Annotated in this window: 22 protein-coding genes; 14 read left to right on the top strand and 8 right to left on the bottom strand. The window is 73.1% G+C overall.

The features are described from left to right. The first annotated feature begins 60 nt into the window (after positions 1-60). On the top strand, positions 61-2,337 hold the full coding sequence (locus AB0D99_RS20755; RefSeq protein WP_362364063.1) for a hypothetical protein: 2,277 nt from the start codon (positions 61-63) through the stop codon (positions 2,335-2,337). A 240-nt stretch (positions 2,338-2,577) separates the two neighbouring features. Beyond that, on the top strand, positions 2,578-3,183 hold the full coding sequence (locus AB0D99_RS20750; RefSeq protein ID WP_362363883.1) for a hypothetical protein: 606 nt from the start codon (positions 2,578-2,580) through the stop codon (positions 3,181-3,183). 69 nt (positions 3,184-3,252) lie between these two features. Here the strand turns inward: AB0D99_RS20750 and AB0D99_RS20745 are convergent, their stop codons facing one another. Next, positions 3,253-4,071, bottom strand: a complete 819-nt coding sequence (locus AB0D99_RS20745; protein WP_362363880.1) for a transglutaminase-like domain-containing protein — start codon at positions 4,069-4,071, stop codon at positions 3,253-3,255. A gap of 5 nt (positions 4,072-4,076) precedes the next feature. Next, positions 4,077-5,087 carry a GNAT family N-acetyltransferase gene (locus AB0D99_RS20740; protein ID WP_362363877.1) on the bottom strand — a complete coding sequence of 337 codons (1,011 nt, stop codon included), beginning with the start codon at positions 5,085-5,087 and terminating at the stop codon, positions 4,077-4,079. Between the two features lie 112 nt (positions 5,088-5,199). Between AB0D99_RS20740 and fdxA the strand changes: the two genes are divergently transcribed. Together fdxA and AB0D99_RS20730 are read left to right on the top strand one after the other, a co-directional pair. Next, positions 5,200-5,520, top strand: a complete 321-nt coding sequence (gene fdxA, locus AB0D99_RS20735; protein ID WP_003985062.1) for a ferredoxin — start codon at positions 5,200-5,202, stop codon at positions 5,518-5,520. A gap of 114 nt (positions 5,521-5,634) precedes the next feature. Next, complete coding sequence (locus AB0D99_RS20730) at positions 5,635-6,732, top strand: bifunctional succinyldiaminopimelate transaminase/glutamate-prephenate aminotransferase (protein WP_362363874.1); 1,098 nt, start codon at positions 5,635-5,637, stop codon at positions 6,730-6,732. An 81-nt stretch (positions 6,733-6,813) separates the two neighbouring features. Here the strand turns inward: AB0D99_RS20730 and AB0D99_RS20725 are convergent, their stop codons facing one another. Together AB0D99_RS20725 and AB0D99_RS20720 are read right to left on the bottom strand one after the other, a co-directional pair. Then, positions 6,814-7,257: an ATP-binding protein gene (locus AB0D99_RS20725; RefSeq protein ID WP_362363871.1), complete on the bottom strand. Its 444-nt coding sequence runs from the start codon at positions 7,255-7,257 to the stop codon at positions 6,814-6,816. A 284-nt stretch (positions 7,258-7,541) separates the two neighbouring features. Next, positions 7,542-8,474, bottom strand: coding sequence for a hypothetical protein (locus AB0D99_RS20720; protein ID WP_362363868.1), 933 nt, complete (start codon positions 8,472-8,474; stop codon positions 7,542-7,544). Positions 8,475-8,512: 38 nt separating this feature from the next. On the opposite strand from AB0D99_RS20720, the gene dapE reads away from it, so the two are divergent. Continuing rightward, positions 8,513-9,595, top strand: coding sequence for a succinyl-diaminopimelate desuccinylase (gene dapE, locus AB0D99_RS20715; RefSeq protein WP_362363865.1), 1,083 nt, complete (start codon positions 8,513-8,515; stop codon positions 9,593-9,595). 84 nt (positions 9,596-9,679) lie between these two features. Then, a complete protein-coding gene (locus tag AB0D99_RS20710; RefSeq protein WP_362363862.1) occupies positions 9,680-10,432 on the top strand; it encodes a TIGR00730 family Rossman fold protein in 753 nt (250 codons plus the stop codon). Between the two features lie 56 nt (positions 10,433-10,488). Here AB0D99_RS20710 and folP read toward each other — a convergent pair whose 3' ends face one another. Continuing rightward, a complete protein-coding gene (folP, locus tag AB0D99_RS20705; protein ID WP_362363859.1) occupies positions 10,489-11,349 on the bottom strand; it encodes a dihydropteroate synthase in 861 nt (286 codons plus the stop codon). 104 nt (positions 11,350-11,453) lie between these two features. Here folP and AB0D99_RS20700 point away from each other — a divergent pair, with 104 nt between their 5' ends. Then, positions 11,454-11,789: a DivIVA domain-containing protein gene (locus tag AB0D99_RS20700; protein ID WP_362363856.1), complete on the top strand. Its 336-nt coding sequence runs from the start codon at positions 11,454-11,456 to the stop codon at positions 11,787-11,789. Beyond that, positions 11,786-12,370: a DNA-3-methyladenine glycosylase I gene (locus AB0D99_RS20695; RefSeq protein ID WP_362363854.1), complete on the top strand. Its 585-nt coding sequence runs from the start codon at positions 11,786-11,788 to the stop codon at positions 12,368-12,370. The genes AB0D99_RS20700 and AB0D99_RS20695 overlap by 4 nt, the downstream gene beginning before the upstream one ends. A 24-nt stretch (positions 12,371-12,394) precedes the next feature. Here the strand turns inward: AB0D99_RS20695 and AB0D99_RS20690 are convergent, their stop codons facing one another. Next, a complete protein-coding gene (locus tag AB0D99_RS20690) occupies positions 12,395-13,198 on the bottom strand; it encodes an enoyl-CoA hydratase-related protein (protein WP_362363851.1) in 804 nt (267 codons plus the stop codon). A 335-nt stretch (positions 13,199-13,533) separates the two neighbouring features. On the opposite strand from AB0D99_RS20690, the gene AB0D99_RS20685 reads away from it, so the two are divergent. After that, the gene (locus AB0D99_RS20685; RefSeq protein ID WP_006346801.1) at positions 13,534-13,701 is read left to right on the top strand and encodes a DUF3117 domain-containing protein; all 168 of its coding nucleotides are present in this window, start codon (positions 13,534-13,536) and stop codon (positions 13,699-13,701) included. Between the two features lie 97 nt (positions 13,702-13,798). Here the strand turns inward: AB0D99_RS20685 and AB0D99_RS20680 are convergent, their stop codons facing one another. Further along, positions 13,799-14,464 carry an O-methyltransferase gene (locus tag AB0D99_RS20680; protein WP_362363847.1) on the bottom strand — a complete coding sequence of 222 codons (666 nt, stop codon included), beginning with the start codon at positions 14,462-14,464 and terminating at the stop codon, positions 13,799-13,801. 141 nt (positions 14,465-14,605) lie between these two features. On the opposite strand from AB0D99_RS20680, the gene sigE reads away from it, so the two are divergent. The 5 genes from sigE (at position 14,606) to AB0D99_RS20655 (ending at position 19,524) form a co-directional block, all read left to right on the top strand. Then, positions 14,606-15,364, top strand: coding sequence for an RNA polymerase sigma factor SigE (gene sigE / locus AB0D99_RS20675; protein WP_362363844.1), 759 nt, complete (start codon positions 14,606-14,608; stop codon positions 15,362-15,364). Next, on the top strand, positions 15,361-16,326 hold the full coding sequence (locus tag AB0D99_RS20670; RefSeq protein WP_362363841.1) for a zf-HC2 domain-containing protein: 966 nt from the start codon (positions 15,361-15,363) through the stop codon (positions 16,324-16,326). The genes sigE and AB0D99_RS20670 overlap by 4 nt, the downstream gene beginning before the upstream one ends. 77 nt (positions 16,327-16,403) lie before the next feature. Further along, positions 16,404-18,266, top strand: coding sequence for a trypsin-like peptidase domain-containing protein (locus tag AB0D99_RS20665; protein ID WP_362363838.1), 1,863 nt, complete (start codon positions 16,404-16,406; stop codon positions 18,264-18,266). Positions 18,267-18,357: 91 nt separating this feature from the next. Next, complete coding sequence (locus tag AB0D99_RS20660) at positions 18,358-18,804, top strand: sec-independent translocase (RefSeq protein ID WP_362363835.1); 447 nt, start codon at positions 18,358-18,360, stop codon at positions 18,802-18,804. Positions 18,805-18,897: 93 nt separating this feature from the next. Next, entirely contained in the window at positions 18,898-19,524 is a 627-nt protein-coding gene (locus AB0D99_RS20655) for a hypothetical protein (RefSeq protein ID WP_362363832.1), read from the top strand. Positions 19,525-19,663: 139 nt separating this feature from the next. Here the strand turns inward: AB0D99_RS20655 and AB0D99_RS20650 are convergent, their stop codons facing one another. Beyond that, complete coding sequence (locus tag AB0D99_RS20650) at positions 19,664-20,797, bottom strand: Mrp/NBP35 family ATP-binding protein (RefSeq protein ID WP_362363829.1); 1,134 nt, start codon at positions 20,795-20,797, stop codon at positions 19,664-19,666. Positions 20,798-20,832 lie beyond the last annotated feature (35 nt).

Genomic DNA, 20,832 nt, shown 5'->3' with positions numbered 1-20,832 from the left:
TCGGCCGGAATGCCCCGTACTCGGTCCCCGGCCGTCGGGTGCCTGTCGGCGACGGCCAGTATGGTGGTGCGCGCCGCCGAGCCGCCCGGGTACACGAGCACCAGCAAGAGCGGGCGGTGGAGCCAACCGGGAGAACCTGCTTTGAGTCGTGAAACTGGTCGAGAGACTGACAGTTCGTCCTCCGGCGCCCAGGGGCGCGGTGGAGCCGCGTACCCGTCGGGTACACCGCCGTACGGATCCCGCCAGTATCCGTCGCTCCACCCCACGCAGGACGGGGCCGACGACCCGGCCGGCGCCTCCGCCGTGCCCGCTCCGCCCCAGCCGGAGGAGCCGAAGACCGAGACCACGCTGACCACCCGGATCCGGATCAACATCCCGGGTTCGCGGCCGATCCCGCCCGTGGTGGTCCGCAAGCCGGTCGCGGACGGGGACGCGCCGAAGCCCGAGCGCGAGAGCGCCCCGGCCGCCGAGGCCGTCCCGGCACCCGCGCCCGCGCCCGCACCGGCCCCCGAGCCGCCGGCCCAGGCGGAGCCCCCCAAGGCGGAGGAGAAGCCGACCAGCGACTGGTTCGCCCCGCGCAAGGGAGCCGCTCCCGCCGCGCCCGCGACCCCGGCCGCGCCTCCCGCTCCGTCCGGGCCTTCCGGGGCCTCCGCCCCCTCGGCGCCCGCCGGACGGAGCGCCGGTCCCGGCGCCGGTCCCCGTGGCGGCCCCGGCCCTCGGGGCGGGGCGGCACCGCGTGGCGGTCCCGGCGCGCCCGGCCGCACGCCTCCCCCCGGCCCGCGGCCCCCGGCGTCGGGCGGTCCGGCACGCGGCTCCGGCTTCGCGGGACCCGCGACCGGCGGCATCCCGACCATAGGGGGCGCCTCGATCTCGGCGACCCCCGCGGCCGGCACCCCGATGTTCCTCACGCCGCCGCCGCAGGAGGAGGCCGGGTACGGCCCCGACGGCGCGCCGTACGCCCCGGAGGCGCCCAGCGGCCCGACCACCGGGCCCGTCACCGGCAGCAGCACGGTGGGCGGCCCGATGGGCGCCGGACCTCTCGCGGGCGGACCGGCCGGCGGCCCGGGAGGAAGCGGGCCGATGGGTGGCGGCGGCCCCGTCGCCGGCGGCCCCTTCGGGGGAGCGCCGCGCATGTCCGACGACACCGCCGTCCTCACCCCGCAGAGCCCCGGCCCGGTCACCCCTCCCGGCGCCGGCCCCGGTGGCCACGTCTCCGGGGACACGCTCACGAGCGGCATCCCCGTCGTGCCCTCGGGCCCCGGCGGCCCGTCCGGCCCCGACCGCGCGCCCCGAGCCCCGGAGCACGGCTTCTCGGCCCCCGAGGTCGTCGGCGGCGCCCCGGCGCCCGCCGCGCCCAGGAGGCCGACGCCCGCGCCCGCCCCGGCGAAGCAGGGCCGCTCCAAGCTCGTCCTCGTCGGCGTCGGCGTGTTCGGGCTGGTCGGCGTCGCCTACGGCGCCGGACTGCTCCTCAACCACTCCGACGTCCCCAAGGGCACCACCGTCCTCGGCGTCGACATCGGCGGCGGTACGAAGGAGGAGGCGGTCAACAAGCTGGAGGCCGCCCTCGGCAAGCGTGCCCACGCGCCCCTCCAGCTCGACGTCGGCGGCAAGACGGTCGCGCTCTCGCCGGACAAGGCCGGTCTCACCCTCGACAGCCAGGAGACCGTCCGGGCGGCCGCGGGCAGCGACTACAACCCCGTCTCCGTGATCGGCTCCCTCTTCGGCGGCGAGCGCGTCGCCGAACCGAAGCTTCCGGTCGACGAGGAGAAGCTGGCCGTCGCCCTCGCCGACGTCTCGGGCGCGTCCGGGTCGGCGACGGAGGGCACGATCACGTTCTCCCCGGGCAAGGTCACCGCCGTGCCGGGGAAGCCGGGCAAGGGCCTGGACGTCGCCCGTTCGATGATCTTCGTGAAGGACGCGTTCCGCGCCCAGGTGCAGACCGGGCAGTCGAAGCCCGTCGAGCTGCCCGTCGTCACCCGCCAGCCCACCGTCACCCAGGCCGAGCTCGACCGGGCGATGAGGGAGTTCGCCCAGCCCGCGATGTCCGGCGTGATCCTGATCAAGGCGGGCCCGAAGGAGATCAAGTTCGGCCCGGCGCGCTCGCTGCCGCAGATCCTCTCCATGAAGGCCGTCAACGGCCGTCTGGTCGAGGTCTACGACAAGAAGGCGATCGACGAGCTCCTCGACGGCGTCTTCGACGGCATCATGATCACCAAGGCGGACGGCCGGAAGCACCAGGTCTCCGCCGACGACGTGGCCTTCGTGATGCGCGACGCCCTGATGGGCAAGACCGCGGCCGAGCGGACGAAGGTCATCGACCTCGACGGCGAGGGCTGACGGTCCGTACCGCGACGTGAAGGAGCCCCGCCCGGCATCCCGGGCGGGGCTCCTTCACGTCCTCACGAGGTTGCGATGGTGAACCTGTCGTGCGCGGCTTGTGAAGATACCGGCGGAATGCGAATTCCTCAGGTGGGAAAGGGTTACCCACGGTCTGCCTGACTACGATCCGAGGGTCCCCGAGCTGACGAGACTTGCTGGGGTGAACGCGGGAACTCGGCTCACTGAGGGGTAGACGTGATGGGTGCGGCAAGGCGGGCCGTGGGCGGCCTGGGGCTGGCGATGACGGTCACGGCGTGCGGCGTCGGCGACCCGGGACAGGCCGCGACGTCGACGGTGGCGGCCGCCGCGGTCTGCGGGGGCCTGTCGCCGAAGGCGGCGAAGGCGCTGGAGCGGATCTCGGAGACGAAGCGGTTCGCGTACCGCTCGTACGAGGTCGCCGACTCGCTGAAGGAGATGCTGCACGACCCCGAGCTCGACAGCGGCGGGGTGCGGACGGACTGCGTGATCGAGCCGGACGTGGAGGACCCCGAGGAGAGCCCGGCGAAGATGACGGTGCTGTTCGAGGAGGTCGACCGGGTGCCCGCGCCGCAGCCCGAGGTGGTCGCGGCGGCACGCCTGCCCGTCGGTCTGCTGGCGGAAGGCGGCGACGCGAGCGCCGACCTGTGGTTCGCCTGCGAGGTGAAGGGCGTCGGCAAGCCCATCGTGCACGCGGAGCTGGTCTACGGCCCCCGCCCGCGCGAGGGCAGCGTCAAGGAGGCGAACATCCGCGTCCTCCAGGACCTCTCCCACCGGCTCGCCCTCGCCATGGGCTGCCCCGGCGCCGGCGGCGTCCCGAGCGTCTGAGACGGCTCCCGGGCCGAGGCCGGGGCGGCGACGGCCTGGACGGCGGCCGCCACCGTCCGCCCGGGGCGGTCAGTTCAGCAGCGCCCGCGCCGCCTGCGCCCTGTTCCTGATCGACGCCGCCGCGCTGGGTTCGACCGCGTCGACCACCGTGGCGTACGCCTCCATCTCCGCCGCGCCCGCGAGGAACTCGCCGCGCTGGACCAGCAGCTCCGCGTGTTCGTAGCGGAGGCGCGCCGGGTGCGAGGGGAGGAGCAGGGAGAGTTCCACGGCCCACAGCGCGACCGCGGAGCGTTCCGGGCGAGGGGTCGCCCAGGCGCGGATGTTGTTGAGGATGCGCAGCACGATCTCCAGCGGGTCCGCGGGGCGCAGCATCGAGGGTTCCAGGGGTTCACCGGTCGCGCCCGCCACCAGGAGCTCCGCGTCGATGCCCGTCATCGCCCGGCCGCCCGCGAAGGGGTCCGCGAGGACCTGGGCCGACGGGTCGCCGAAGCCGATGACGAAGTGGCCCGGCAGGCCGAGCCCGTACACCGGCGCACCCGCCCGGCGCGCGACCTCCATCCAGACCACCGACAGCAGGATCGGCAGGCCCCGCCTCCGCCGCAGGACCTCGTGGAGCAGCGAGGACTCCAGCCGCTGGTAGTCGGCGGGGACGCCCTGGAAGCCGTACCGGCCGCCGAGCAGCCGGGCGAGCGCCGCCGCCCACTCCTCGGGGTCGCGCATACCGTACGGCAGCTCGCCGGCCAGCCGGTCCAGCTCGATCTCCGCCGCGTCGAGGTCGGCCTCCGTGACCGTCGGGTCCGCCTCCGCCCCGATCAGCAGACAGAGCCGTGCGAGATCCGGGCGCCGCGCACGGGCCTCCTGGGCGAACTCCCGCCGCCAGTCGGTCACGCCGGTCACCTCGCTCCCGCCTCCGCCGCCCGGTAGTGGTGGTAGTGGTGATGGACCGCGAAGCCCATGCCCTCGTACAGCGCCCGCGCCCCGTCGTTGTCCTGCTCCACCTGGAGCCAGGCCGCCGACGCGCCCTCGTCGAGGGCCTGCCGGGCGAGCGCCGTCATGACGGCCGTGGCCAGGCCCTGACGCCGGAGCGCGGGGTCGACCTCCACCGCCATGAACCCGGCCCAGCGACCGTCCACCACACAGCGCCCGATCGCGGCCGGTATGTCTCCCGTGCCCGGTACGGACGCGAACCACACACTGGGGCCGCCGGTCAGCACCTTCAGCACGTGCGGTCCGGGCTCGCCCGAGCGGTTGTAGCGGCCGAGCCAGCCGGCGTCCAGGGACCGGGAGAGGCGGACCGGCGACACGTCCGCGTCCAGGTCCGCGATCGGAGCCAGCCCCCCGGTCCGCACCTCCGCCGAGACCTCCGGGTACCAGCCGCGCCGCTCCAGCTCCGCGCAGAGAAGCTCCTGCGTGCCCTCGGCGCCGGTCGACGTCTGGACGTAGGCGGGGAGCCCGCGCCGCGCGTACCAGTCGCGTACCCGCTCCAGGGCCTCGTCGAGGGGGAGCCCGGGGTCGCCGAGCGGCAGCGCCGAATTAGCCCGCCGGGTGAACCCCGAGGCGGCCCGCAGGGTCCACTCGCCGAGGGGCTCGCTCTCCACCGGCTCCCACGCGCGGGCCAGCACCCGCGCGAGCTCCTCGAAGGAGGCGGCGGGCCCACGGCGGCGGGCCGGGGCCGCGGGGACCACCTTGCCCGCGACCAGCGCGGATTCCGCGATCCGGACGCTCTCACCGGTCCGGCGTGTGATCAGCAGCACACCCGCGTCCCATGATGTGAGAACACCGACCGCGTCGGTGAAGCGTTCACCCGGGGCAGCGGACTCCGTCACGTACCGAACTGAGACACGTTTTCCCACGTCAGCGCGGGTAATACGCACCTCAAGGCGCCCTCCAGCGGTGAATTCCACAGCTTCTCCGCCCCTCCTGTTCGGATCGTCCCCAAGAACGGAGATACTAGGGGCGGGCATCGACGACGCCGCGCTCCCGCGCAGACCAGCCCTACCGAGGAGGAACGACAGCGTGACCTACGTCATCGCGCAGCCTTGTGTCGACGTCAAGGACAAGGCTTGCATCGAGGAGTGCCCCGTCGACTGCATCTACGAGGGCTCCCGGTCCTTGTACATCCACCCGGACGAATGCGTCGACTGTGGTGCTTGTGAGCCGGTGTGCCCGGTCGAGGCCATCTTCTACGAGGACGACACCCCGGAGGAGTGGAAGGACTACTACAAGGCGAACGTCGAGTTCTTCGACGAGCTCGGTTCGCCCGGTGGTGCCTCCAAGCTCGGCCTGATCGAGCGCGACCACCCCTTCATCGCCGCCCTGCCGCCGCAGAACGGCTGATCAACCGCCTTCGGTCCCGTACGGCTTCGCCCGCTGTACGGGGCCGACGCGTTTCCCGACGTGTCACCCCGCCCGACGCGTCACCCCGTACGTGACGAGGAAGTGAGCCAACTCGTGAGCGCAGTCTCTTCGCGCCTGCCCGTCTTCCCCTGGGACAAGCTGGAGCCGTACAAGAAGACGGCGGCCGCCCACCCGGACGGCATCGTGGACCTGTCCGTGGGCACGCCCGTCGACCCGGTGCCGGAGCTGATCCAGCGGGCACTGATCGCCGCGGCCGACTCGCCGGGCTATCCCACGGTGTGGGGCACCACCGAGCTGCGGGACGCGCTGACGGGCTGGTGCGAGCGGCGCCTCGGCGCGGTCGGCTTCGCGCACACGAACGTGCTGCCCGTCGTCGGCTCCAAGGAGCTGGTCGCCTGGCTGCCGACCCAGCTGGGGCTCGGCGCGGGGGACCAGGTCGCCTACCCGCGGCTCGCCTACCCGACGTACGAGGTCGGCGCGCGGCTCTGCGGCGCCGAGCCCGTCGTCTACGACGACCCGGTCGCCGATCTCGACCCGGCCGCGGTCAAGCTGCTCTGGCTCAACTCGCCCTCGAACCCCACCGGCAAGGTGCTCGCCAAGGACGAGCTGGTCCGGATCGTGGCCTGGGCGCGTGAGCACGGCATCCTCGTCTTCTCCGACGAGTGCTACCTGGAGCTGGGCTGGGAGGCCGACCCGGTCTCCGTGCTCCACCCGGACGTCTGCGGCGGTACGTACGAAGGGATCGTCGCCGTCCACTCGCTCTCCAAGCGCTCCAACCTGGCCGGCTACCGCGCCGCGTTCATCGCGGGCGACGCGGCCGTCCTCGGCGAGCTGCTGCAGATCCGCAAGCACGGCGGCATGATGACCGCCGCCCCGGTGCAGGCCGCGACCGTCGCCGCCCTCGGCGACGACACGCACGTGGCCGAGCAGCGGGAGCGGTACGCCGCCCGGCGCGCGGCCCTGCGCGCGGCCCTGGAGTCGCACGGTTTCCGGATCGAGCACAGCGAGGCGAGCCTCTACCTGTGGGCGACCCGCGACGAGCCGTGCTGGGAGACGGTCGCCCACCTCGCGGAGAAGGGCATCCTGGTCGCCCCCGGGGACTTCTACGGGGCGGCGGGGGAGCGGTTCGTCCGCGTGGCCTTCACCGCCACCGACGAGCGGGTCGAGGCGGCCGTCAAGCGGCTCGGCTGACCCGCACGGACGCGAGAGGGCCCGGGGAGCGTGACGCTCCCCGGGCCCTCTGCCGCACCGGTGCCGGAGTACCCGGCCGGTTCAGCCGCCGAGCGGCAGACCGCCCAGGGAGGGCGCGCCGCCACCGGCCGGCAGGGCCTGGCCGAGGCCGCCCGCCGCCGGGGCGCTCCCGGCGGTCTCGCCGAGGACCTCGCCCGCGCTGCCCGCGGTGTCGCCCGCGACCTTCTGCGCGGCGGGGGCGGCGGTCCTGCCGGCCGCGCCCACGGTCTTGCCCGCGGCCGGGACGGCCGAGTCGACGGCCTTGCCGCCGGTGTCGCCGACCACGCCGGTGGCGGTCTGCGAGGCGCCGTCGACGGCGTTGCCGACACCGGCGCCGTCCAGGCTGGAGACACCGGAGAGGGCTCCGGTGGGCGCGATGCTGTGGTCCAGGGCGCTCGCGGACCCGGCCGCACCGACCACGGGGGCTGCTCCGGCCGCCACGAGGAGTGCGGCGCGGGCGATCCGACGGGTCAGGGGGAGGGACATGGTGCTCCTTCGACGGAGAGGACGTTCTGACTCCGTGACAACCGAGGCGGGGGAGGCTGAGGTTTCGGCGGTCGAAGGTAAAGGCTGCGGGATGCGTCGCATTATCGGGTCGGGAGGAAAGCGGACGAACGCGCCCGAAGATCCACCCCTTGCCGAACCGTCACTGCCCGTGTCCCGCAAGGGGATGGGCGTGCGGGACGGTGAGGGGGAGTGACGAGCACCCGGAATGGGGCGAACAGCCCGGTCGGGTGACATCCCGTACGCGCGCTCGGGTCGGTGTTCGGTTACTGCGCCAGCCGGACGCGAACCCCGCCGCCGCTGTCGCCGTCCGTCTTCCGCCACGCCCCGGAGGGGTCGCTCGCGCGCCAGACCCGGTCCGCGTAGGCGACCTCGGAGATCCGCAGGTCGTCCGCCCGCGCCACCGCCCAGTGGGCCAGCTCCCAGCCTCGCTGCGCATCCGTGCCGGTGGTCGCGAGGACGGGCACGGTGAGCACGGCGGGAGCCCCGCCCAGGCTCGCCCCGGACCGTCCCGCGCTGCCCCCGCTCCCGCCCGCCGGCTTCGGGGCCGCCTTCTCGCCGAAGGCCCGCACCAGCTCCGCCCGCACCTTCGCCGGATCCCCCGGCTGCCCGTCCTTCGACGGGCTCGTCGTGCAGTTCAGGGACGCCGCCGAGCGGCCGGTCAGCGCCGCGGAGAGCAGCGCCGCGTCCGGCTCGTGCTTCGCGTACGCCTGCGGGAAACCGCTGCGCTGCACCTTCTGCGCCGCCACGGTCAGCGGGAGCCGCGAATAGCCGGGGACCTTCGCGAGACCCTCGTAGAACTTCCCCGAGGAGTACACCGGGTCCATGATCTGCTCCGGCGTGCCCCAGCCCATGGACGGGCGCTGCTGGAAGAGGCCGAGCGAATCCCGGTCGCCGTGCCGGATGTTGCGCAGCGCGGACTCCTGGAGCGCCGTCGCCAGGGCGATCGTGACCGCGCGCTCGGGCATCCGCCGCGTGGTGCCCACGGCGGAGATGGTGGCGGCGTTCGACGCCTGCTCCGGCGAGAACGTGTACGTGTTCTCGCCACTGCCCACGGTGCAGCCCGGAGCGCCCTTGGGGCCCGTGACGTGGTGCACGGTGAGATAGCCGGCCAGGCCGAGGAGCACGACGAACCCGGCCGTGAACCTGGCGAGACGGCCTGAGCGAGAGCTGCGGGGGTGGCGGTTGGGCTCGGACACGGGGCCAACCGTACTGGAGGCCGGGTTAGGGTCGGCACATGGCTGACAATGCTCCCCTCGACCTCACGATGGACGGCCCCGCGCTCACCGCCGCGCTCGTCGACTTCCCTTCCGTCAGCGGGACAGAGAAGCCGCTCGCCGACGCGATCGAGCAGGCCCTGCGCGCCCTGCCGCACCTCACCGTCGACCGGTACGGCAACAACGTCGTGGCCCGCACCCGGCTCGGCCACGCGGAGCGCGTCGTCCTGGCCGGCCACATCGACACCGTCCCGATCGCGGGCAACGTTCCCTCGCGCCTCGACGAGAACGGCATCCTGTGGGGCTGCGGCACCACCGACATGAAGTCGGGCGTCGCCGTCCAGCTCCGGATCGCCGCGACCGTCCCCGAGCCCAACCGCGACCTCACCTTCGTGTTCTACGACAACGAGGAGGTCGCCGCCCACCTGAACGGCCTCGGGAAGGTCGCCGAGGCGCACCCCGACTGGCTGGAGGGCGACTTCGCGATCCTCCTGGAGGGCTCGAACGCCGAGGTCGAGGGCGGCTGCCAGGGGACCCTGCGGGTCCTCCTGCACCTGGAGGGCGAGCGCGCCCACTCCGCGCGGTCCTGGATGGGCTCCAACGCCATCCACGCGGCCGCCCCGGTCCTCGCCCGCCTCGCCGCGTACGAGCCCCGCAAGCCGGTCATCGACGGCCTGGAGTACCACGAGGGCCTCAACGCGGTGCGGATCGAGGGCGGCGTCGCCAACAACGTCATCCCCGACGCCTGCACGGTCGTCGTCAACTACCGCTACGCCCCCGACCTCACGCAGGCCGAGGCCGAGGCGCACGTCCGCGAGGTCTTCGCGGACTGCGGGGTCGCCGAGTTCGTGATCGACGACCACAGCGGCGGCGCCCTGCCCGGCCTTTCCCACCCGGCCGCGGCCGAGTTCATGAAGGCGGTCGGCGGCACCGCGCTGCCCAAGTTCGGCTGGACCGACGTGGCCCGCTTCAGCGCGCTCGGCGTCCCCGCGGTCAACTACGGCCCCGGTGACCCGATCTACGCCCACAAGGTCGACGAGCACGTCGTCGTGGAGCGGATCGTCCGGTGCGAGGACCGGCTCCGCGACTGGCTCACTGCCTGACAGCCGTAATTTCGCTTTTTGTCACGTCCGTGCACCTACCCTGACCGAACCAGAAGATCAGTGGATCGGTGGAGGGAGCAGGCCATGGGTATCCCCGAGGGAGCGCAGAAGCCGGAGGAGCAGCGGCTGGGACCGGTGCTCAGGCGCCGCGAGCAGGTCCAGCCGGGCACCACGGATCAGCGTCTGCTGGACACCGAGGGCGACTCGGAGTGGGTGCACACCGACCCCTGGCGGGTCATGCGCATCCAGTCCGAGTTCGTCGAGGGCTTCGGCGCGCTCGCCGAACTGCCGAGCGCGATCAGCGTCTTCGGCTCGGCCCGCACGAAGCCGGACTCGCCCGAGTACGAGGCCGGCGTGCGGCTCGGCCGCGCGCTGGTCGAGGCGGGCTTCGCGGTGATCACGGGCGGCGGCCCGGGCGCCATGGAGGCGGCGAACAAGGGCGCCCGGGAGGCCAAGGGCATCTCGGTGGGCCTCGGCATCGAGCTCCCCTTCGAGCAGGGGCTCAACCCGCACGTCGACATCGGCGTGAACTTCCGCTACTTCTTCGTCCGCAAGACGATGTTCGTGAAGTACGCGCAGGGCTTCGTGGTCCTCCCGGGCGGCCTCGGCACCCTCGACGAGCTCTTCGAGGCGCTCACCCTGGTCCAGACGCGCAAGGTGACCCGCTTCCCGATCGTGCTCTTCGGCACGGAGTACTGGAAGGGCCTCGTCGACTGGCTCCGCGACTCGGTCGTCGCGGGCGGCAAGGCATCGGAGCGCGACCTCCTGCTCTTCCACGTGACGGACGACGTGGACGAGGCGGTCGCCCTGGTCACGAAGGAGACGGGCGGCCGCTGAGGATCGCCGCGCCCGGCGGCCTCGGTGCCGGGCGCGGGGTGCCCGGCACCCCGCGCCTACGCCAGGCCCCGCCGGGCCACGGCGGGCCGGCGGTGCCCCGCGATGGTCGCCACCATGTCCAGGACCTGCCGCGTCTCGGCCACCTCGTGCACGCGGTAGACCTGCGCTCCCAGCCACGCGGACACCGCCGTCGTCGCCAGCGTGCCCAGCACCCGCTCCTTCACCGGCCGGTCCAGCGTCTCCCCCACGAAGTCCTTGTTGGACAACGAGACGAGCACCGGCCACCCCGTCCGGGTCATCTCGTCGAGCCGCCGGGTCGCCTCCAGGCTGTGGCGGGTGTTCTTGCCGAAGTCGTGACCCGGGTCGATCATGATCCCGTCCCGCCGGACGCCCAGCTCGACCGCGCGCTCCGCCAGCCCCACGGTCACCCGCAGGATGTCGGCCATCACGTCCTCGTACTCGATCCGGTGCGGCCGGGTCCTCGGCTCGGCGCCGCCCGCGTGGGTGCAGACGAGGCCGGCGCCGTACCGGGCGGCGACCTCCGCGAGCCGCGGGTCCACCCCGCCCCACGCGTCGTTGAGGACGTCCGCGCCGGCCTCGCAGACCGCCTCGCCGACATCGGCGCGCCAGGTGTCCACGCTGATGACGACGTCCGGATGCCGGCGCCGTACCTCGGCGACGAAGCCGACCGTGCGCCGCGCCTCCTCCTCCGCCGTGACCTCCTCGCCGGGGCCCGCCTTCACCCCGCCGATGTCGATGATGGCGGCGCCCTCGGCGACCGCCTGCTCCACGCGGGCGAGAGCCGGCTCGTCGCGGAAGGTGGCGCCCTGGTCGTAGAAGGAATCGGGGGTCCGGTTGACGATCGCCATGATCACCGGCTCATGCGGCCCGAATTCACGCCGTCCCAAGCGCAGCATCCCTTTTGTCCTCCCTCGCGTCCGTTCGCCAGTGACCCTAACCGTCGGTGGCACATGGCACGATCGGCGGTGGGACGTTTTCCATTCCGGGGAGAGGCGCGCTGGTGTTCTGGTTCTTGCTGATCGCGATGGTCGTGGTCGTCGCGGCGGTCACCCTGGCGGTGGTCGGCGGAGGCGACAGCGAGGTGCTGCCCGACGTGGCACCGGAGCAGCTGATCGACCCCCTTCCGGCGTCCCGGCCCGTCGACCGCGCCGACATCGAGGCGCTCCGGCTGCCGGTGACCGCGCGGGGCTACCGCATGGCCGACGTGGACGACGTCCTGGGCCGCCTGGGCGCCGAACTCGCCGAGCGGGACGCGCGGATCGCGGAGCTGCAGGCGGCGCTGGCGGGCGGGAACGGCGGGGCGGGGCCCTCGCTGCGGAAGGACGAGGACCGGTGAGCGGCGGAGCCGTCACGGGCCCGGACGGCCGCCCGCGCTGCCCCTGGGGCCTGTCGGCCGAGGACTACGTCGCGTACCACGACGAGGAGTGGGGCCGACCCGTCCACGGCGACGACGCGCTGTTCGAGCGGCTGTGCCTGGAGGCGTTCCAGTCGGGTCTCTCCTGGATCACGATCCTGCGCCGCCGCGAGGGATTCCGGCGGGCCTTCGCCGGCTTCCGGATCGCCTCGGTCGCGGAGTTCGGCGAGGCGGACCGCGAGCGGCTCCTCCTGGACGAGGGCATCATCCGCAACCGGGCCAAGATCGACGCGACCCTGGCGAACGCGAAGACGCTGGCGACCTGGTCGCCCGGCGAGCTCGACGCCCTGATCTGGTCGTACGCCCCGGATCCGGCGACCCGCCCGGCGCCGCTCACCCTCGCCGACGTCCCGGCCGTGACGGACGAGTCGACGGCCCTGTCCAAGGCGCTGAAGAAGCGCGGCCTGCGGTTCATCGGGCCGACGACGGCCTACGCCCTGATGCAGGCGTGCGGCCTCGTCGACGACCATCTGAAGGAGTGCGTGGCCCGGGGCCGCCGCTGACGACGACCCGGGCCACGGCCGGTGTCACCGGCCCACGTACCGCGGCTTCTCCTTCGCCAGGAACGCCTGGACCGCGATCGTGTGGTCCTCGGAGGCCCCGGCCGCCGTCTGGAGCTCGTCCTCCTTCTCCAGGGCCTCGGACAGCGAGTGATCCGCCCCGTAGGCCAGCGACGCCTTGAGGGCCGCGTAGGCGACCGTCGGCCCCTCGGCCAGGGCGCGGGCGACCTTCAGGGCCTCCTCGGCGAGGTCGGCGGCCGGGACCAGCTTGTTCACGATGCCGAGTTCGTACGCCTCCCGCGCGCTGATCGAGCGCGGGAAGAGCAGCAGGTCGGAGGCGCGGCTCGCACCGATCAGCCGGGGCAGCGTCCACGACATGCCGGAGTCGGCGGTGAGCGCGACACCCGCGAAGGAGCTGTTGAACGCGGCGGTGTCGGCCACCACCCGGTAGTCCGCCGCCAGCGCGAAGCCGAAGCCGGCCCCGGCCGCGACGCCGTTGACGCCCGCCACCACGGGCTTCCGCATCCCGGTGAGCGCCTTGACGATCGGGTTGTAGTGGTCCCGGACGGTGTTCATGGTGTGCTGCGTCCCGGACTCCTTGTCCGACAGCAGCAGGCCCACGTGCTCCTTCAGGTCCTGGCCCACGCAGAACGCCCGGTCGCCCGCCGCCGTCAGCAGCACGGCCCGTACGGCGGTGTCCGCCGCGGCGGCCTCCGCCGCGTCCCGCAGGGCGACCTTCGCCTCGACGTTCATCGCGTTCATGGCCTCGGGCCGGTTGAGCGTGATCGTGGCGAGTCCGTCGCTCACCTCGTACAGAACGGTGTCGGCCATCGGGGCTTCCCTTCGCGTCTTTTTCGTCCTGACCTCCCCCGGACGTCGTCCTGGGGACCCCCAGGATGGCGGAGATCACGCACCCCGCACATGTGAGCTGCGTCAAAGCCCGACGGGGGAGGATCGGCGGGGCGGCGGCGAAGTATCGCAGGCTGATCGCCGAAAAGGGCGGTTTTGCGGAAGCGCGTTGCACAAGCGATGCAACCTGATGTTGGTCATCGGGTCCTGTGATGCGGGATAATGACCTGGAAGCAATGTGTTCGATGCCGGTGACGTGTGCTCCCGATCAGGGGCCGTCGGCTGACGAAGAGCTGGTTTCAGGAAGGGGAACAGGCATGGCGGCCATGAAGCCGCGGACGGGCGACGGCCCGCTCGAGGTGACCAAGGAGGGGCGGGGCATTGTCATGCGCGTTCCGCTCGAAGGCGGCGGTCGGCTTGTCGTCGAGCTGACCCCGGACGAGGCCGAAGCACTCGGCGACGCCCTGAAGCAGGTAGTCGGCTGACGCGACAAGCCAGGATTGTCCACTCCTGCCCCGGCACGGTACCCACCGCGCCGGGGCAGGGGTGTGTCGGGGGTCCTTGCGGGGATTCCCCCGGGGCTCAGGGCCGTCGCACCGCGCACAGCAGGCCGTCGCCCACCGGCAGCAGGGTGGGCAGCAGCTCCTGGCTCTCGCGGACCGCCCGCAACAGCTCGCGCACCCGCAGCACCTCGGCCGGCTGGGCCGCCGAGTCGACCGTGCGACCGTCCGAGAAGACGCCCTCGAAGCAGACCAGACCCCCTGGTCGCAGCAGGCGCAACGATTCAGCGAGGTAGTCCAGGGACTCCAGCCGGTCGCCGTCGCAGAAGACGAGGTCGTATCCGCCATCCGCGAGCCGCGGCAGGACGTCCAGGGCGCGACCCGGGATGAAACGCGCCCGGTTCCCGGCGAAGCCCGCGGCCCGGAAGGCCGTCTTCGCGAACTGCTGACGCTCCGGCTCCAGGTCCACCGTCGTCAGGACCCCGTCCGGACGCATCCCGTGCAGCAGATAGATCCCGGACACTCCCGTGCCCGTACCGATTTCGGCCACCGCTTTCGCGTCCGCCGTGGCCGCCAGCAGGCGCAGAGCGGCACCGGTGCCCGGAGACACCGAGGGCAGCCCTGCCTCCCGGGCCCGGTCACGGGCCCAGCGCAGCGCTTCGTCCTCGGCGACAAAGGCGTCGGCGAACGCCCAGCTCGTCTGCCGGTTGGCGGTAATGGCCCTCTCCTGTCCCCGTAGTTGGCGCAACGGTGACTGTATCCGCTGCGCGCGGGAACCCGCAGATGGGACCGCGCGTTCTGAGGAGGTGGGACCCGATGCGGAGCGCCGGTTCGGCCGTCCCCAAATTCGCGTAAAGATTCTTATCCGGAGCTAACGGGCGAGGTGGCTATGGTAGGGGCTCCACTGGACACCACCAGAGCCGATAGGGGAGGTGCGGCTGCGCCTGTGGATCGGGGAGGAGTGCTTCGGCGTCTTCTCAGGTCGGCGGGTGAGCCGAAATCCGTGACCGACACCGCTGACCGAATCCACACCGCCGACTCCGCTCCCACCACCGCGACCTTCGCATCGGATGCGGAATCGCAGGCGTGGACTCCGCCCACATGGGAGGAGATCGTCAGCACGCACAGTGGCCGGGTCTATCGCCTCGCCTACCGGCTGACCGGCAACCAGCACGACGCCGAGGACCTCACGCAAGAGGTCTTCGTCCGCGTCTTCCGCTCGCTGTCGACGTACACGCCGGGCACCTTCGAGGGCTGGCTGCACCGCATCACCACCAACCTCTTCCTCGACATGGTCCGCCGCAAGCAGCGGATCCGTTTCGACGCGCTCGCCGACGACGCGGCCGAGCGGCTGCCCAGCCGTGAGCCCTCGCCCCAGCAGGCGTTCAACGACACGCACTTCGACGCCGACGTCCAGCAGGCCCTCGACACCCTCGCGCCGGAGTTCAGGGCCGCGGTCGTGCTCTGCGACATCGAGGGACTCTCGTACGAGGAGATCGCCGCGACGCTCGGCGTGAAGCTCGGCACCGTCCGCAGCCGGATCCACCGCGGGCGCTCCCACCTGCGCAAGGCGCTGAAGCACCGTTCCCCCGAGGCCAGGGCGGAGCGCGCGCTGGCCACCGTCGGCTGGGAGGGCGGTACGGCGTGAACACACGTCCTGCCGGCCCGACCCCCGCGGAGCAGCACCTCGGGGACCGGCTCGCCGCGCTGGTCGACGGGGAGCTCGGCCACGACGCCCGCGAACGGGTCCTCGCGCACCTCGCGACCTGTGCCAAATGCAAGGCGGAAGCCGACGCCCAGCGCAGGCTGAAGAGCGTCTTCGCCTCCGCCGCGCCCCCGCCGCCCTCGGAAGGGCTCCTCGCCCGTCTCCAGGGGCTGCCCGGGGGCCCCGGTGATCCGGGCGGCGACGACCGTCGCGGACCCTTCGACGACCTCTTCGGCCTGGGCGGACCCGGCGGGTCCGACGGGCCAGGCTCGGTGAAGTCCGACGGCTTCGCCACGGCGGTCGTCTCCCCGCACTCCGGCTTCCGCATCCACGCGGTCGGCGGCCGCCCCGACCAGGACCGTTCGCCCTGGCGCGGGCGACGCTTCGGCATCGCCGCGGCCAGCGCGGTCTCCTTCGCCGCCATCGCGCTCGGCGGCGCCCTGCCGCTGGAGTCCTCGGTGAACGTCGGCGCGCGCGGCGAGGGCACGGGCAACACCGTGACCCCGCTGCGGGCCGCCGCCTCGGGCGGCGGCACCGGCTCGAACCCGGGGAACGGCGCGGGCACGAACCTGGCCTCGACCACCGGCCGAGGCGGGCGCTCGGGCGACCGGCCGGTCGCGGCCTCCACGACCGGTCCCCTCGGCACGCCGCTGTCGGCGCCCGGCGTCGTGGCGCCAGGACCCCTGGTCCCCGGCGAGGCGACGCCCGCGGTGACCGGCCGGTTCCAGGACCAGGCTCCGCCGTCGCTGCTGGCCCTCTCGCCGTTCATACGGCCGACGGGACCGGCCCTGCACCTGGCGTTCAGGTCCGGGCTCACCACGCACACGGGCCCGACCGTCACCTCGGCTCCGGCCACGTCGACGGCCTCCGGTTCGTCGACGATCCCGCTCACCTCCCAACGCTGACCCGGGACCTGGTTGAATCCAGGTCACGAGTGCCCGACACGGTCGGGCACGGACAGGCCAGCTGTTGCGGGGAGAGCATGAACGACGGGAAGCCCACCGGCCAGAAGCCGAAGTGGTGGAGCCGGCCCACGGCGCCGTCGGCCGGGGGGCACCCCGGCCAGGGCCGGGCGGAGACACCGGAGCCGCCGGCCACGGACGAGGGGGACTTCACGCTCGCCGCACCCGCGGTCTCGGACGGCCCGTCGGCCGCCGGGCCCGCCGACGCGGCCGCCGCGCCGGACCGGGTCGTCCCGGAACAGCGCCCCGACGACCCGGCCTCGGCCCAGGCCACGACCGAGGTCCTGGACCTGGCCGACGCCCCGGTCCCGGCGAAGGCCGAAACGCCGGATCAGGCCCGTACCCCCGACCTCGTCCCGACCCAGGCCGCTCCCTCGGCTCCGGGACACGACGCCGTCCCCGGCGTCCATGAGGGCGCGCCGGACGCGGCTCCCGGGCCGGTCGGTGCGCCGCGCCCGCTGCACGAGCCCGACGAGTACCGGACCCCGCCCTACGGCGGTCCCGGCCCCTGGGCCCCCGCCCCGCCGGTGCAGCGCCCGATGGCCGCCGAGGGACACGGGGTTCCCGTACCTCCGCAGCCCGTACCCCAGCAGGGGCCCCCGGCTCCCGCACCGCAGCCCATGCCGCAGCAGGCCGCCCCGCAGGCCCATCCCCAGCCTCAGCAGCCCGCGCAGTGGGTGCAGTACGACCCCTGGGGCGCTCCCGGGGCCATGGGCGCCGCGCTCGCCCCGCTGACCATCGGCGCGGAGCCGCCGGCCAAGCGGCGCCGCTCCCGGCGCGGCCTCGCGCTCACGGGCGCGCTGGTCTTCGCCATGATCACCGGTGTCGTCGGCGGCGCGGTCGGCGCCTACGTCGAGCGGCACGGTGGCATCAGCACGATCGAGCTGCCCCAGGCCGGCCCCGAGGACTCCGGACGGGCACCCGACAGCGTCGCCGGGATCGCCGCGAGCGCCCTGCCCAGCGTGGTCACGCTCCACGTCAGCGGCGGCGGCGCCTCGGGCACCGGCACCGGCTTCGTCCTGGACACCCAGGGCCACATCCTGACCAACAACCACGTGGTCGACGCGGCCTCCTCCTCCGGGGACATCTCGGTCACCTTCAGCAGCGGCGAGACCGCGAGCGCCAAGCTGGTCGGAAAGGACAGCGGCTACGACCTCGCCGTCGTCAAGGTCACCGGCGTCTCGGGGCTCAAGCCGCTGCCGCTGGGCAACTCCGACAACGTGCGGGTCGGCGACCCGGTCGTGGCCATCGGCGCCCCCTTCGACCTCCAGAACACCGTCACCTCCGGCATCATCAGCGCCAAGGAGCGGCCCATCACGGCCGGCGGCGAGAAGGGTGACGGCAGCGACGTCAGCTATGTCGACGCGCTCCAGACCGACGCACCGATAAACCCCGGCAATTCGGGCGGTCCGCTGGTCGACTCCAAGGCCCGGGTCATCGGCATCAACAGCGCCATCCGCGCCGCCGGAGGCGGCGACGGCGGCGACGGCGGCGGAGGCCAGGCGGGCTCCATCGGCCTGGGCTTCGCCATCCCGATCAACCAGGGCAAGCGGGTCGCCGAGGAGCTGATCAACACCGGCAAGGCCACCCATCCCGTCATCGGTGTGAGCCTCGACATGCAGTTCAACGGCGACGGGGCCCGCGTGGGGGAGAAGGGCAAGGACGGCTCGGCCTCCGTCACCCCCGGCGGTCCCGCGGCCAAGGCGGGCGTCCGGCCCGGCGACGTGATCACCAAGGTCGACGGCCAGCGGGTCCACAGCGGCGAGGAGTTGATCGTCAAGATCCGCGCCCACCGCCCCGGGGACCGGCTGGAGCTGACCCTGACGCGCGGCGGCAAGGAGCAGACCAAGACGTTGACTCTCGGCTCCTCGCAGGGCGACTGAGCGCCATGTGGGAGACACCGCAAGGTACCCGCCCGGCGGTTTCGGCGGGTACCGTGGAGCGGGCCCCGGACCCCGTGTAAGGAGCAGCAAGGTGTTCAACGACCTAGGCATACTCGAGCTCGTGACGCTCGTGGTCCTTGCGGTGCTCGTTTTCGGCCCGGACAAGCTGCCGAAGGTCATCCAGGACGTCTCGCGCTTCGTCCGGAAGGTCCGCGACTTCTCGGAGAGCGCGAAGGCCGACATCCGCACCGAGCTGGGGCCCGAGTTCAAGGACTTCGAGTTCGAGGACCTGAACCCGAAGACGTTCCTGCGCAAGCAGCTCGAAGGCAACGACGACCTCAAGGAGCTGAAGGAGCTGCGCAGCAGCTTCGACCTCAAGAAGGAGATGAACGAGGTCGCCGACGCGGTGCACGGCCGCGAGACGGCCCCGGCGCCCGCCTCGGTCCCCGCGGCCGTCAACGGCTCCCCGGACCTCCTCAAGAAGCAGGACAAGCCGGCGGCCGACGAGCGGCCGCCGTACGACTCCGACGCGACCTGACGACCTGGGCTGACACCACCGGGCCCGCACCGGTGGCTATCCTCCCTCTGTTGTCCGCCGACGCGGGCACAACGGATCGAGGAGGCGGCCGAGATGGAGACGACGAGTCGGGTGGAGGGAGTGCCCGCTGCCCGGCGAACGGTCGAAGGCTTTCTGCGCGCACCCTTCACCTGGTACGGACTTGACGAGGCGTTCACCGGGCCGCGCTGGCTGATGCAGGTCGGCACGGCGGCGGACGGGACCGTCCAGCACGGGTCGATGGGCCACGGCGACGAGCCGTCCATAAAGTCCGACGCGAGCGGGGTCGAGAAGGAGCGCTTCGCGGTCGTCGTGACGGTCGCGGCGAACCCGGTGCGGCGCTCGGCGGACGGCACGGGTGTCCTGGACGCCACGACGGTCGCCTCGGCCGCGTGGCTGGCGGGCTCGGGGCTTCTCGCGTACACCTGGCCGGCGCAGCTGGACCACGCGCTGCGGAACGAATGGCTCGACCAGCAGACGGAGACGGCCTTCGAGCTGGCGGACGACCTGACCGGGCCGGAATGGTCCACGCTCTCGCTGCCGGTGGACGGGGTACCGGTGCCGTTCCACTACCGGGAGTCGGAGTTCGGCTGGGTGCTGGCAGGGTCCGCGGGTGAGGTGCACATCGGGGCGTACGGCCGGGGCATGAGCGCCTACGGTCTGGGGTTCTCGGGAGTCGAGGACCTGGACGCGTACGCGTAGCACGAGGCTCGCGAGCACGACGAAGGGGCACCCCGGTCGCGGGGTGCCCCTTTCGGTGTCGCGCGGCCCCCACGGGCCGGTGGGCCGGCCCCGGGGGCGGGCGAGCCGGAGCCCCGGCGGGGCCCGCTCGCGACGCCTCTCAGAACTTGTTGCGCGGCGTGATGCCCAGGCTCATCCCGGACAGGCCGCGAGCGCGGCCGCCGAGCTTGCCGGCGATGGCGCGGAGCGCCGAGCCCGCGGGGGACTCCGGGTCGGTCAGGACGACCGGCTTGCCCTCGTCGCCGCCCTCGCGCAGGCGGACGTCGATCGGGATGGAGCCCAGGACCGGGACCGTCGCGCCCGTGGTCTTCGTCAGGCCGTCCGCGACCTTCTGGCCGCCGCCCGTGCCGAAGACGTCGACCATCTCGTCGCAGTGCGGGCACGGCAGGCCCGACATGTTCTCGACGACGCCGACGATCTTCTGGTGGGTCTGGACGGCGATCGAGCCGGCCCGCTCGGCGACCTCGGCCGCCGCCTGCTGAGGGGTGGTGACGACGAGGATCTCGGCGTTCGGCACCAGCTGCGCCACGGAGATCGCGATGTCGCCCGTGCCCGGGGGAAGGTCGAGCAGCAGCACGTCCAGGTCGCCCCAGTACACGTCGGCGAGGAACTGCTGCAGCGCGCGGTGGAGCATCGGGCCGCGCCACACGACCGGGGCGTTGCCCGGGGTGAACATGCCGATGGAGATGACCTTCACGCCGTTCGCGGACGGCGGCATGATCATGTTCTCGACCTGGGTCGGACGGCCATCCGCGCCCAGCATCCGGGGCACCGAGTGGCCGTAGATGTCGGCGTCGACGACGCCGACCTTCAGCCCGTCCGCGGCCATCGCCGCGGCGAGGTTCACGGTCACGGAGGACTTGCCGACGCCGCCCTTGCCGGAGGCGACCGCGTAGACGCGGGTCAGCGAGCCGGGCTTGGCGAAGGGGACCTCGCGCTCGGCCGTCGTGCCGCGCAGCGCCGAGGCCAGCTCCTTGCGCTGTTCGTCGCTCATCACGTCGAGCGTCACGTCGACACCGGAGACGCCCTCGACACGGGAGACCGCGTCCGTGACGCGCTGGGTGATCGTGTCGCGCATCGGGCAACCGGAGACGGTGAGATAGACCGTGACGGCGACCCTGCCGTCGGATCCGATCTCCACCGATTTGACCATGCCGAGTTCGGTGATCGGTTTGTTGATCTCGGGGTCGTTCACCGTCGCCAGTGCTTCGCGCACCGCGTCTTCCGTAGCCATACCGACGATGGTACGGCGCGGACCACCGGCCCCGG

Source organism: Streptomyces sp. NPDC047971 (assembly GCF_040653355.1).
Taxonomy (GTDB): domain Bacteria; phylum Actinomycetota; class Actinomycetes; order Streptomycetales; family Streptomycetaceae; genus Streptomyces.
This window is presented reverse-complemented; position numbering and strand designations above follow the sequence as displayed.